Below are 12,579 nucleotides of genomic sequence, written 5' to 3'. Positions count from 1 at the left end.
TGACGGGAGGCCAACGATGCGCAATAAGCGGTCGCGGTGAAGCGCGTCCGTTTCATTGCGCCGGCAGGGAGCGAATGAAAATATAAGCAATAGTTGCTTATAGCAATAGTGTTCCTGCATACTATCGATGTCGAGTAACGTGCTCGGATTCCCGCAGACATTTGAAAAGCACATTTCAGATGCGGCCGCCGTCGTCCCGACCACCCCTGTAGTTCCCGCCGCGGCGGCATCGACGCTGAACGCGAGCCAGTTCGCCGTTCACGGGCAGCTGTACCAGCGGTCAGCGCTCAAGCCGCGGCGATTTCGCAACTGTTGAGGAAAGCAATGTATTTCGGAAGCTCCGGTCAATGACGTTGACTCGACTGCACGAAGTCCTCGAAGCGATGCCCACCCGCATCGTGGCGTGCAGCGGCGGTGTGGACAGCATGCTGCTCGCTACCGTCGCTCACCGAGCGGCGCCGCACAGCACAGTCGTGGCCCACGCCGTCACGCCAGCCGTTCCCGCGGCGGCCACGGCGCGGGTAATCGCGAGCGCCGAGACGGAGAACTGGGCGCTGCAGTTGGTCCGTTCCAAGGAGTTCGACGATGAGCGCTATCTTGCCATCCCGCGTAACCGCTGCTATTTCTGCAAGAGCAACCTGTATGCCGCGATCCGCGAACTCCCGACCCGCGACGATGCAACCATGTTGAGCGGCGCCAACGTCGACGATCTCGGCGAGTACCGGCCCGGCTTGATCGCAGCCGAGGAAAACGAGGTCCGGCACCCGTACGTCGAAGCAGGTCTCGGCAAGGAAGACATCCGGTCCATCGCCCGCGAGTTGGGACTGGATTTTGCGGAGCTGCCCGCATCGCCATGCCTGGCCAGCCGCCTGTACACGGGCACCGCGGTGACGCCATCGCGGCTTCGCTCGATCGAAATCGGCGAAGACCTAGTGCGCAGGTTGACGGGCATCGATGTCGTCCGGTGCCGGCTGCGTGAGGAGGTGGTGCTGATTGAGGTCCAGGCCGAAGACCACGCACTCGTCACCGCTGAGGTCATCGACCGGGTGGCCGCGGCCATGCGCCACCTGGAACCATCGCTGGACCAAGTCGTCCTGGACGACAAGCCGTATCGTCCCGGTCGCGCCCTGAGGTTGCTCGCGTGACCATTCGCTATGACTACGCCCGTGTTGTGCGGGTTGGGATGCCCGAGGCGACGTTCTGCCTCAATAAGACGACGAGCCAGCTACGCGTCATCGTGGCCGAGTTGATGGAACGGCCCGACAACCCGGTTCTGTTCACCCGTATGAGCGCAGCTCAGTACCACGCGGTCCGGCAACTCGCCGGGCAGTCACTCGTATACGACGCGGAGTCGGCAACCGCGGTCATGCATGGTTGCCTACCGGAACGGGACGGCACGGTCGCCGTTGTCACCGCCGGCACATCGGACATCCCGGTCGCGGCCGAGGCCTGTCGGACACTCGAGTTCCTTGGTTTTCGGGTCACCCGCATCGTCGACGTCGGTGTTGCCGGACTCTGGCGTCTGCTGGAGCGGGTCGATGAAATCGCCACGTACGATGTCGTGATCGTGGTTGCCGGGATGGATGCCGCGCTCGCTTCGGTCGTCGGCGGGCTCACCGGCCAGCCGATTATCGCGGTGCCTACGTCAACCGGCTACGGGGCGGCCGCCGGTGGGGAAACCGCGCTTCGCTCGATGTTAACCAGCTGTGCGCAGGGCGTCGCCGTGACGAACATCGACAACGGGTTCGGGGCCGCGTGTGCGGCGAACCGAATCCTTTTGGCACTCAACCGAACATGATCGGATGGATCGACGCCCGAGCCGGGGTGAGCGGAGACATGTTGCTCGGTGCTCTCGTCGACGCGGGGGTGCCGTTGGATCTGGTGCAGACGACGGTCGGCCAACTCGGCCTTGGCGTCACGCTCACGTCGATCACATGCGAGCGGGGCGGCATCGCTGCCACCAAGGTCGACGTTGTCGCCGACGAGATCCCAACCATCCCGCACCTTCCCGAGGTGCAGATTCAAGGTCTGCTCGACCGAGTTGAAGAACCCGTTCGAACGACCGCCGCCACCATCCTTCGCAGACTGGCCGACGCCGAATCGCGTGTGCGCCGAATTCCATTCGAAAGCAGCTACTTTCACCAGTTAACCCGCGACACCCTCGCTTGCGTGGTTGGCGCAGCGGCCGGGTTTCATCGGTTGGGCCTTGAGGCGCTGCACTGTTCGCCGGTCAGCCTTGGCAGCGGAACTGCCCAGGGGGCGCATGGTCCATTGCCGATTCCGGCCCCCGCGGTCCTGGAGCTGCTCAAGGGTGTCCCGGTTGCCGCCGGTCCAGTCATGACGGAATGCGCCACGGCGACGGGCGCTGCGGTGCTCGCGACGCTCGTGACGGATTGGGGCGAGATGCCACCACTCGTCATGCTTCGTGTGGGATGCGGTGCGGGCCAGCGTAATCCGATCGAACTTGCCAACGTCCTGCGCATTGTTGTCGGCGAGCCGGTCGACGAACCGACCCGCACCGTACGGCTCGAAACCAACGTGGACGACCTCGACCCGCGGGTGTGGCCTTACGTCATCGAGCGCTTGCTCGCCGCCGGAGCCTACGACGCCTGGCTCAGCCCGATCATCATGAAGAAGGGCCGGCCCGCTCACACACTTTCAGTACTCGCCCCCGGCGAACGTGCCGCGGATCTGCGCGCGATCATATTCCGCGAGACCAGCACGATCGGATTACGGGAATCGACGGTGACCAAGCACCACTGCCTAGCCAGGTCCGAAAGCCTTGTTCATGTTGGCGGGCAACCAATCCGGATCAAGACCGCCCGGCTAGACGGTGAAACCGTCAATGTCAATCCGGAGTGGCGAGATGTTGTGGCCGCCGCGCAAGCGCTCGGGAAGCCGGCAAAGCAGGTGTTAGCGGAAGCCCGGCGAGCTGCATCCAATGCGGACATGAAAGCCGCTGTGGCGCAATGGGAAGCAACTCTGTCGTGACCTGGGGGATCACTGCCCGGATGCACCAAGCGTGTGCCGCGCAGCCCGCGACGATGCCAGGAATGCCGTGACCGCGAAAACGAGCACCACGCCGAGAAAGATCCAGGGGAGCACGCGGCCGAGGGTGAACAACGAGGAGAACAGCCCAGGACCGACGGCAATGGCAACACCCCACGACAACGAGTAGACCGCCGAATGACGACCCGCCCTGCCTCGCGGCACGAAATTCAGCATGGTTTTCAACGCGGTGGCTCCCCAGGTAGCTGCGGCCAGGCCGAAGAACGTCACGGCCACCCCCAGCAGCGCCGTCCTGCCCACGTCGTCGACTGCGACCATCGCGATGAGCGCGGCGAATGCGATTCCGAGCAGAGCAGCTGCTAGAGCCAGCAGACGCAGCCCAGACCTACGACGGCCCCATTTGGTCGCCAGCGGCGCGAAGGCCGCGATCAGGATGCTGGCCAGCAGGTAGGCGATCGGTGGAGCCCAGGCCGGGAAGCCCAGCGCGAGCAGATACACCGGCAGTATCGAGTCGAACCCGACGTTAGCCAGCGCGAGTACGAAAATCGCCGCCACGAACACCAAGAACCGACGTTGCGCCAACACATCGCGGTAGCGGCCCACACCGCTGCCGGCGCAGTGCTCGGTTTTGTGATCGAAACGGCGCAGTCGCCAAAACAGCAACCCGCAAAGCGCGAAACTGATCGCGTTCGCCACAACGATGGAGCTCCAGAAAAGCCCATTGCCCCGTTCCGCCCAAACTCCAAGCGAGGCGATCAGCCCACCGATCCCGAGACCGATACTGCGCAATGCGCTGATCAACGAAAACAGGCCTACGCGAGCCTCCTCCGACGGGGCCAAGGCACGTACCATCCCCGGGTGCGCCACCCAGAAGAGCCGGCCGGCAAAGCTCACCGCCACCGCAATGATCGCTAGGGAGGCAACCGTGTTGTCGGCCAAGTAACACGGGAAGGCAATCACCCGGATCAGCGAGCTGAGCGTCGCCGCGCGAAACGGCCCGATGCGGTCGACGACCGCCCCGGTCAAAAAGCCGCCGACCAGCAGCGAAACCAGGCTGCCCATGGTCAGCGCCGCGCCCGCATCGGCGAGCCTCATGCCGCGTCCGTGCGTGAAGAACAGCAGCGCGAACGGAATCCACAAACCGTTGCCAATGGTGTCGATGACCATGGCAGTCAGGTAGCCGAGGCGGTAGGAGTGCCGGGCTACCGCGGTGCAAACCAACCGGGCCTCACCCTTGTGCCGGAGCACTCTACCGACGAGGGCCAGAGATGACCCAACGTGCCCCGGAATCCATTTCTTTCCTCCGATTTTGCTTGTTTGCAGTCACATTGGCGGCCTGGTGCCATACAACGGGCGCGGGTATCCAGGCCATGAACCGTTGGCGAATTGCCGCAGCTCGATGCCCGGGCGGTCCAACCGAGCTACCAGCCATACCCTACGATTATGCATAGATACTATTGTTATACGCAACTATATCTATGCAGTTCGTTCCCGCGTGGATCACGGCGGTGACAGAAATGCGAGCCGCTCTCGCCGTTTGACTGCAAAGTGTGCATTCCGTGCAACTATGGGGTTATGGCGAATCAGATGGGTCTACGCGAGCGACGCCGCCGTCAGACCAGCGCCGACATCCGCGGCGCCGCGATCCGCCTGACCCAAAAACGTGGCTTCGACAAAGTGACCATCGAGGAAATCTGCTCGGAAGCTGGGGTCTCGGCTCGCACATTTTTCAACTACTTCGCCAACAAAGAGTCCGCGATCGCCTATGGCCCCTCGGACATACCCGCCGAGCTCGCCGAGGAATTCGTCGCAGCGGGGCCCGCCCCGTACTCGGTTGTCCTGGCGGAGCTGATCACCCTGGCGGCACACCACCTTCGTGACATGCCGCCGGAACGTGACCAGGCCGCCTGCATGCTCGAACTGGCCAAAACGTCGCCCCCGGTGTTGGCCGCATTCCTCGCCGATTTGGAGCGATTCCAGACCCAGCTGGCCGACATTGTCGCGCGACGCCAAGCGATGCGCTCAGACGACGAGATACCGGCGTTGATCTCGGCGTTGGCGTTGACCGCCGTGCGTTCCGGGATTGAGCGCTGGACAAGCGCGGAGCCGGCGGATGCCGACGACACGCCGATGCCTTACGTCGAGCGAGCTGCCGCGCTGGTCAACAGCATCTTCACGAAGTGACGGCGTGACCGGCAACACATAAAGTTGCATAATCTGCAAAATATGCACATTATGTACCAATGCGCTGGCGGCGGTGCTCGAAAACGCTTCCGGGATGCGAGGCAGGCGCCGGCGCCAGGAACGACCGCGGGTCTGAAAAGCAGGGCAATCGGCTAAATCTGTTGTGGCGGTAGGGGAATCACCGGTGCAGATATCGAAGCTTGTGCGTAACGCGTGGTTGCCGCTGTTGATCGTTGCGGTCGTAATTGTCGGCGGCTTTACGGTCGCCCGGGTCAAGTCGTTCTTCGGTGCCGAGAACGCCGCGACTTTGACGAGCGCACGGGTGGACGATTCGAAGCCGTTCAAGCCCAAGGTCGTCAAGTACGAAGTATTCGGCTCGGCAAACCAAGCCAACGTGAACTACTTGGATCTCAGCGCGGAGCCACAGCGGGTGGACGGCGCGCCATTGCCCTGGACGTTGGTCCTCAGTACGACCGCCCCGTCGGTCTTCCCGAACATCGTGGCGCAAAGCGACGGTGATTACCTCGGCTGCCGAATCACCGTCGACGACTAAATCAAGGACGAGAAGATCTCCAACGGCGTGCATGCCCTGACCTTCTGCTTGGTGAAATCCGCGTGAGCACAATGACGCACGACGCCCAGACCGACACCGTTCCCGTCGTCAAACACGTAGCGCGGCCGGCGCTCCCACGATTCATCCGGACGTTCGCCGTACCGATCATCCTCGGCTGGATCGCGCTTATCGCGCTGCTCAACGTCATCGTCCCGCAGCTGGACGAGGTCGGGAAGATGCGCTCGGTGTCGATGAGCCCCGACGATGCGCAATCAGTGATCGCGACGAAGCGCGTCGGTGAGCTATTTCATGAGTACAAGTCCAACAGCTCGGTGATGATCGTGCTGGAGGGCCAAAATGCGCTCGGCAACGAGGCCCACGCGTACTACGACCAGATCGTCAAGAAGCTCGACGCCGACACCAAACACGTTGAACACGTGCAAGATTTCTGGAGCGATCCGCTCACCGGGGCCGGTGCACAGAGCAACGACGCCAAGGCTGCCTACGTCCAGGTGTATCTCGCCGGTAACCAGGGCGAAGCGCTCGCCAACGAGTCGGTCGAGGCCGTACAGCAGATCGTCAAGAGCGTGCCCGCGCCCACCGGGGTAAAGGCCTACGTCACCGGGCCAGCCGCATTGTCAGCCGACCAGAACATCGCCGGTGACCGCAGCTTGCAAGTGATCGAAACCGTGACATTCGCGGTGATTATCGCGATGCTGCTGTTGGTCTACCGGTCGATCGTCACGGTGCTGCTCACCTTGGCGATGGTCGTCTTCGAACTTGCAGCCGCCCGGGGAGTGGTTGCCTTCCTGGGCTACTACAACATCATTGGGCTCTCGACATTCGCCACCAACCTGTTGGTCACGTTGGCGATCGCGGCCGCCACCGACTACGCGATCTTCCTGATAGGTCGCTATCAGGAAGCCCGGTCGATCGGCCAGTCCCGAGAAGACGCCTATTACACCATGTTTGGCGGCACCGCACACGTTGTGCTCGGATCGGGATTGACCATCGCCGGCGCAACGTTTTGTCTGCACTTCACCAACCTGCCCTATTTCCAGACGCTAGGTATCCCGTTGGCCATCGGGATGGTCGTCGTGGTGGCAGCGGCGTTGACGCTCGGCCCCGCGGTGATCTCGGTGGCATCGCGGTTCCGCCAGATACTGGAACCCAAACGGGCGCAGCGTATTCGGGGCTGGCGCAAGGTAGGCGCTGTCGTGGTCAGGTGGCCAGGCCCGGTCCTGATCATGACGATCGGGCTGGCGCTCGTCGGGCTGCTCACCCTGCCCGGATACCGGACCAACTACAACGACCGCAACTACCTGCCCGCCGATCTACCGGCGAACGCGGGCTACGCGGCCGCGGATCGGCACTTCTCGAAGGCGCGGATGAATCCCGAGCTGCTGATGATCGAAAGTGACCATGATCTGCGCAACTCCGCGGACTTCCTGGTGATCGACAAAATCGCCAAGACGATCTTCCGGGTGCCCGGGATCAGTCGCGTGCAGGCCATTACCCGGCCCGAGGGCACGCCGATCGAGCACACCTCGATTCCCTTCCAGATCAGCATGCAAGGCGTCACTCAGCAGATGAACCAGAAGTATCAAGAAGATCAGATGGCCGACATGCTCCGCCAGGCCGACGAGATGCAGACGACCATCGACAGCATGGTCCAGATGCAAAGCATCACCCAACAGATGGCCGACGACATGCACGTCATGGTCACGAAAATGAAAGACATGACTCTCGATGTCGCCGAATTGCGGGACCATATGGCGGATTTCGATGATTTCTTCCGACCCATCCGCAGCTACTTCTACTGGGAAAAGCATTGCTTCGACATACCCGTGTGCTGGTCATTGCGATCGATCTTCGACGCCCTCGACGGCGTTGACACCATGACCGACGACATCCAGAGCCTGATACCGATCATGGAACATCTCGACACCCTGATGCCTCGGATGACGGCGCTGATGCCCGAAATGATTCAGAACATGAAGAACATGAAAACGACGATGCTGACGATGTATGCGACGCAGAAAGGGTTGCTGGATCAGCAACAGGCGGCGCAGCGGAATTCCACCGCCATGGGCAAGGCATTCGACGCATCCAAGAACGACGACTCCTTTTACCTGCCCCCGGAAACCTTCGACAATCCCGAATTCAAGCGGGGCATGAAGAACTTCCTCTCCCCCGACGGCCATGCCGTGCGGTTCATCATCAGCCACGACGGCGATCCGATGACACCAGAAGGCATTTCGCATATCGATGCGATCAAGAAGGCCGCTTACGAAGCGCTCAAGGGCACTCCCCTAGAGGGCTCGAAGATCTACCTAGGCGGGACCGCGGCAACCTATAAGGACATGCAGGACGGTAGCAACTATGACCTGCTGATCGCCGGAATCGCTTCCATGTGTTTGATTTTCATCATCATGCTGATCATTACGCGAAGCGTTGTGGCTTCGGCGGTCATCGTGGGTACCGTCTTGCTCTCGCTGGGCGCGTCGTTCGGGCTTTCGGTGCTGATTTGGCAGCATCTGATAGGCATCGAACTGCACTGGATGGTGCTCGCGATGTCGGTCATCATCCTGCTCGCGGTCGGCGCCGACTACAACCTGCTCTTGGTGTCCCGGTTCAAGGAAGAGATCCACGCGGGCTTGAATACTGGCATCATTCGGTCGATGGGTGGCACCGGGTCGGTAGTCACGTCGGCGGGGTTGGTATTCGCGTTCACGATGATGACGATGGCGGTCAGCCAGTTGACGGTTATCGGTCAGGTGGGCACCACCATCGGCCTGGGCCTGCTCTTCGACACGCTGGTGGTGCGGTCGCTGATGACGCCCTCCATTGCCGCGCTGCTGGGTAAGTGGTTCTGGTGGCCCCAGCGTGTCCGGCAACGGCCGGTGCCGTCGCCCTGGCCTGGTCCAAGTGAGAAGCCGGCCAAGAAGGCCGAATCGTTAACCCCCGCTTGATCAATACGCACCACTTACGATCCGTCGGCACACTTCGATAGGCGGGACGCCCGGCAGGCTCGCGCCGGAAAAGTAAGGCACCGTATCACACCGTACAGGCGTGCGGGTTGTATTTGAGATTGTATTGAAAATCCATCCGGATCGGATATAGCCATGTAGCCTCGGCGCCGCAGCCTCAAACCACGGGCGGAAATCGGGCTAGAGAGGTGGTCGGTGATGAGCTTCTTGGTGTTGCCACCGGAGATCAATTCGGTGCGGATGTTTTCTGGCGCAGGCTCGGCACCATTGTTGGAGGCCGCGGCTGCCTGGAATACGTTGGCCTCTGAGCTCGATTCGGCGGCGGGTTCGTTTTCCGCAATGACCTCAGGGTTGGCCGGCGAGGCATGGCAGGGTGCCGCGTCTAAGGCGATGCTGGCGGCGGCCGCGCCGTATGCGGGCTGGTTGAGTACGGCGGCGACCCAGGCGTTCGGAGCCTCCGCGCAGGCGCAGGCGGTCGCGGGTGCATTCGAGTCGGCGCTGGCGGCCACCGTGCACCCGGTGATGGTGGCGGCCAATCGTTCTGACTTGGTATCTCTGGTGCTGTCGAATCTGTTCGGGCAGAACGCACCGGCGATTGCGGCCGCCGAGAGCGTCTACGAGGAGATGTGGGCTCAGGACGTGGCCGCGATGGTGGAATACCACGCTGGAGCCGCGGCGGCTGCGGCGCAGTTGGTCTTGCCCGCGCAGGCGCTCCACAGCCTGCCTGGCGCGGGCGAGCTGCCCAACTTCGGTTACGGCAATGTCGGTCAAGGCAATATCGGCTTCTTCAACACCGGCACCCTCAACGTGGGCATCAGCAACATCAGCCCCAACTTCACCCCCACCGACCCGATCACCCTGTTCGGCGGTGTCGGCATCGCCAACAACGGTCTCTTCAACGTCGGCGCCTGGAACAACGGCAGTGTCAACGTGGGCATCGCCAACACCAGCCCCCACTTCACCCCCACCGACCCGATCACTCAATTCGGCGGCTTCGGTATTGCCAACAACGGCATCAATAACGTCGGCATCGCCAATGTTGGCACCAACAACGGCGGCCTACCCCTGGGTCCGTTGTCGCTCTTGGGCGTGGGTAACCACGGAAACTTCAACCAGGGCTTTTTCAACACCGGTAACCACAACCTCGGCGCCTTCCTCACCGGCGACAACCTCATCGGCATCGGCCCCTTCCACGTCAACAACGGCGCCCTCGCAACGCTCCTGCCTGGGGCGGGCGAGCTGCCCAACTTCGGTTACGGCAATGTCGGTCAAGGCAATATCGGCTTCTTCAACACCGGCACCCTCAACGTGGGCATCAGCAACATCAGCCCCAACTTCACCCCCACCGACCCGATCACCCTGTTCGGCGGTGTCGGCATCGCCAACAACGGTCTCTTCAACGTCGGCGCCTGGAACAACGGCAGTGTCAACGTGGGCATCGCCAACACCAGCCCCCACTTCACCCCCACCGACCCGATCACTCAATTCGGCGGCTTCGGTATTGCCAACAACGGCATCAATAACGTCGGCATCGCCAATGTTGGCACCAACAACGGCGGCCTACCCCTGGGTCCGTTGTCGCTCTTGGGCGTGGGTAACCACGGAAACTTCAACCAGGGCTTTTTCAACACCGGTAACCACAACCTCGGCGCCTTCCTCACCGGCGACAACCTCATCGGCATCGGCCCCTTCCACATCAACCGTTAGACGTGAGTCCATTGGTAGCCGCCTCGACGAGCCTACCCACGGCCAGACGAATCGAGTTGTCGTCAGCAACGCGTTGCGTTGGCGTTGAGCATGTTTCGGTTGCACATTCATCGTCAACGAGGTGGTCGCCAATGCGACGTTGTCGGTGACTTCACGTTTCAACGTGACATGGTGGCGTCGCCGCGTCGAAGTGGAGCAACGCAACTACTCAACGTGATTCTGGGCCGCTGACCGGGACAGTGTTTGCGGGTTTCTCCGATCCCACGGGTTAGCCCACGATGTCGAAGATCGCCGCGGCGGAGGTGATGGCCTTGTCTGCGTTTCCCTCGTCGTGCAGAAGCATTCGCACGCCGACGCGTCCGGCTTCGCCGGCGTACGCGGTGGCGTCCACGCGGAACGGGCCCACCTTGCCGCGTGACATGAACATCACGTGCCAGCTGATGACTTGGACCTTGCGGGTCCCGGCGACGTCGGCGGCAAGGTCCGTCGCCGCGGTCTCGAGGACGACGTGTTGCGGTCCGATGTGCAACGCCGCGTCCGGCGAGGCGAATTCGGCGCTCAACGCCGGCAATATCCAGTGGCCATCGCCGCGCTTGGTGGCACCGAATGCTTGCCACAGCGGCGGCAGGTCCGGAGCGTCCTCGATTACGAGTTCGGTGCCCGAAACGTCCATTCTGTCCAAGCCTTCCGGTGGCGTGCCGATGATCGCTCCCTGCCCTTCGTTGAAGGCGATCACCCGATCCGGGTTGTGTGCGTCGACGATCTTGCACCTCCCGTAGCCCATCGTCCGGCCCTGGTGCACAATGCCGGATCCGACGATCTCGATTCTGGTGACGTCGTAGCCGGGGTCAACGATCTGTACCGAGGCGATAACAGGGTTGGGAACCGCGACAAGGTCGGTCTGGCACCCTTCCGGCGACGAGATGGCCAGCGGCGCAACCATGATTCCGCCGGCCGCATTACGCATGTCGCGCCGGATGGCGACGGTGTTATCGATTTCGCCCAGGTTCATCGACGAGTGCTTGCGGCCGATGTAGCGGTAGCTCAGCAGTCCGGTCCAGCGTTGGAATAGCTCGTCGCGGTAGGCCTCGGCGTCTGCGGTCAATTCGCGGATGTCTCGCGGTTGGTCGCTCAATTTCAGCCGCCTGCCATTGCTCAAAGTTGTCTACATTGTCCGACATCCATCAAGCCCACATTTATCGGTCCACGACGTGGTCCGGTTCACCCAACAGTACTGAAGCGATGCTGCCAACTTGGCTGAAACCGACGCGGGCGTATGCGGCGCGGGCCGCCACGTTGGAGTGGTTCACATACCCGCAGGCAATGCGACCGGTAGCGACGATCGCACTGACTACCGTTGCAGTGCCTGGGACACATAGGCCCTGTCCGCGCCGTTCGGGATGCACCCAAACCCCTTGAATCAGGCCAACACTCGACGACTGCACTCCCAATTCGGCCTTGAAGACGACCTCGCCGCGCTCGAAGCGGGCCCAGGCGCGGCCAACCGCTATGAGGTTGGCCAGCCGCCCGCGAAACTTGCTGCCGCGCTCACCGAGGCGTGGATCGACGCCGAATTCGGCGATTATCTCCGTAGCGGTTGCCGTCAGGTAGGCGTCGAGTTCGTCGGGGCGGACCTAGCGCACGGCGGGATCGATCGCGCAACGGGGCAGCCCGGCGATGGCCAGCAACGGCTGATCGGAGCGGATGTAGCGGGCTGGGCCCCAAACGGGCGCAAGCCGCTGCCACATGGGCATCACCAGCTCGGCCCCACCGATCAACCAGGTATACCGGCGAGACTCACTCAACGCTTTGTCGGCAAATGCGTGCAGGTCGCCGGCATCGCCGCGGAGCGGGATTAGGTTGACTCCGGCGTAGCACAGCGACTCATCAGCGGCAGCGCAGGTCCATAGTTCCGCGCCGACAGCGTTCGTGCCGATGCCATGGTCGGCGATCTCCTCGGCAACCATGCAGGATCCCACCGGATCCCGATCAAACAGCCGGCTCACCGCCGCAGCATCATGGACCACCGACACCCGTCGCACGTCCACGCTGGTTACTCCACGATGCAGTCGGGCTGGAACGCGGGCTGCGTGTACGCGGCCTCGATCTCGCCAAACAGAAGTTCATGGGACATCT

The 12,579-nt window shown here is 62.4% G+C and carries 9 protein-coding genes and 2 pseudogenes; 8 read left to right on the top strand and 3 right to left on the bottom strand.

The annotated features are described in order from the left end of the window. The first annotated feature begins 127 nt into the window (after positions 1-127). Genes AADZ78_RS15240 through larC form a run of 4 tightly spaced genes read left to right on the top strand, consistent with a single transcriptional unit; the run spans position 128 to position 2,991 of the window. On the top strand, positions 128-316 hold the full coding sequence (locus AADZ78_RS15240; RefSeq protein ID WP_372510504.1) for a PE family protein: 189 nt from the start codon (positions 128-130) through the stop codon (positions 314-316). 31 nt (positions 317-347) lie between these two features. Further along, positions 348-1,145 (top strand): ATPase, encoded by a 798-nt coding sequence (locus tag AADZ78_RS15235; protein ID WP_085250173.1) that lies wholly within the window; start codon positions 348-350, stop codon positions 1,143-1,145. Continuing rightward, complete coding sequence (gene larB, locus AADZ78_RS15230) at positions 1,142-1,798, top strand: nickel pincer cofactor biosynthesis protein LarB (RefSeq protein ID WP_139828651.1); 657 nt, start codon at positions 1,142-1,144, stop codon at positions 1,796-1,798. The genes AADZ78_RS15235 and larB overlap by 4 nt, the downstream gene beginning before the upstream one ends. Continuing rightward, on the top strand, positions 1,795-2,991 hold the full coding sequence (gene larC / locus AADZ78_RS15225; protein WP_085250172.1) for a nickel pincer cofactor biosynthesis protein LarC: 1,197 nt from the start codon (positions 1,795-1,797) through the stop codon (positions 2,989-2,991). Before larB ends, larC begins: the two co-directional genes overlap by 4 nt. A 9-nt stretch (positions 2,992-3,000) precedes the next feature. Here the strand turns inward: larC and AADZ78_RS15220 are convergent, their stop codons facing one another. Then, complete coding sequence (locus AADZ78_RS15220) at positions 3,001-4,257, bottom strand: MFS transporter (RefSeq protein ID WP_085250171.1); 1,257 nt, start codon at positions 4,255-4,257, stop codon at positions 3,001-3,003. A 327-nt stretch (positions 4,258-4,584) separates the two neighbouring features. Here AADZ78_RS15220 and AADZ78_RS15215 point away from each other — a divergent pair, with 327 nt between their 5' ends. From AADZ78_RS15215 to AADZ78_RS15200, 4 genes and pseudogenes are all read left to right on the top strand, one after another. Next, the gene (locus tag AADZ78_RS15215) at positions 4,585-5,193 is read left to right on the top strand and encodes a TetR family transcriptional regulator (protein ID WP_085250170.1); all 609 of its coding nucleotides are present in this window, start codon (positions 4,585-4,587) and stop codon (positions 5,191-5,193) included. Positions 5,194-5,377: 184 nt separating this feature from the next. Next, positions 5,378-5,812, top strand: a pseudogene (locus tag AADZ78_RS15210) (MmpS family transport accessory protein). Positions 5,813-5,817: 5 nt separating this feature from the next. Continuing rightward, a complete protein-coding gene (locus AADZ78_RS15205; protein WP_139828655.1) occupies positions 5,818-8,718 on the top strand; it encodes an RND family transporter in 2,901 nt (966 codons plus the stop codon). Between the two features lie 216 nt (positions 8,719-8,934). Continuing rightward, positions 8,935-10,443 (top strand): PPE family protein, encoded by a 1,509-nt coding sequence (locus AADZ78_RS15200; protein ID WP_085250168.1) that lies wholly within the window; start codon positions 8,935-8,937, stop codon positions 10,441-10,443. A gap of 268 nt (positions 10,444-10,711) precedes the next feature. Here the strand turns inward: AADZ78_RS15200 and AADZ78_RS15195 are convergent, their stop codons facing one another. Together AADZ78_RS15195 and AADZ78_RS15190 are read right to left on the bottom strand one after the other, a co-directional pair. After that, on the bottom strand, positions 10,712-11,578 hold the full coding sequence (locus AADZ78_RS15195) for a hypothetical protein (RefSeq protein WP_085250167.1): 867 nt from the start codon (positions 11,576-11,578) through the stop codon (positions 10,712-10,714). 61 nt (positions 11,579-11,639) lie between these two features. Beyond that, a pseudogene (locus AADZ78_RS15190) lies at positions 11,640-12,512 on the bottom strand (DUF4081 domain-containing protein). Positions 12,513-12,579 lie beyond the last annotated feature (67 nt).

The sequence above is a fragment of the Mycobacterium riyadhense genome, from assembly GCF_963853645.1.
Classification (GTDB): Bacteria; Actinomycetota; Actinomycetes; order Mycobacteriales; family Mycobacteriaceae; genus Mycobacterium; species Mycobacterium riyadhense.
The sequence above is the reverse complement of the archived record's forward strand: the minus strand, read 5'-3'. Positions and strand labels throughout refer to the sequence as shown.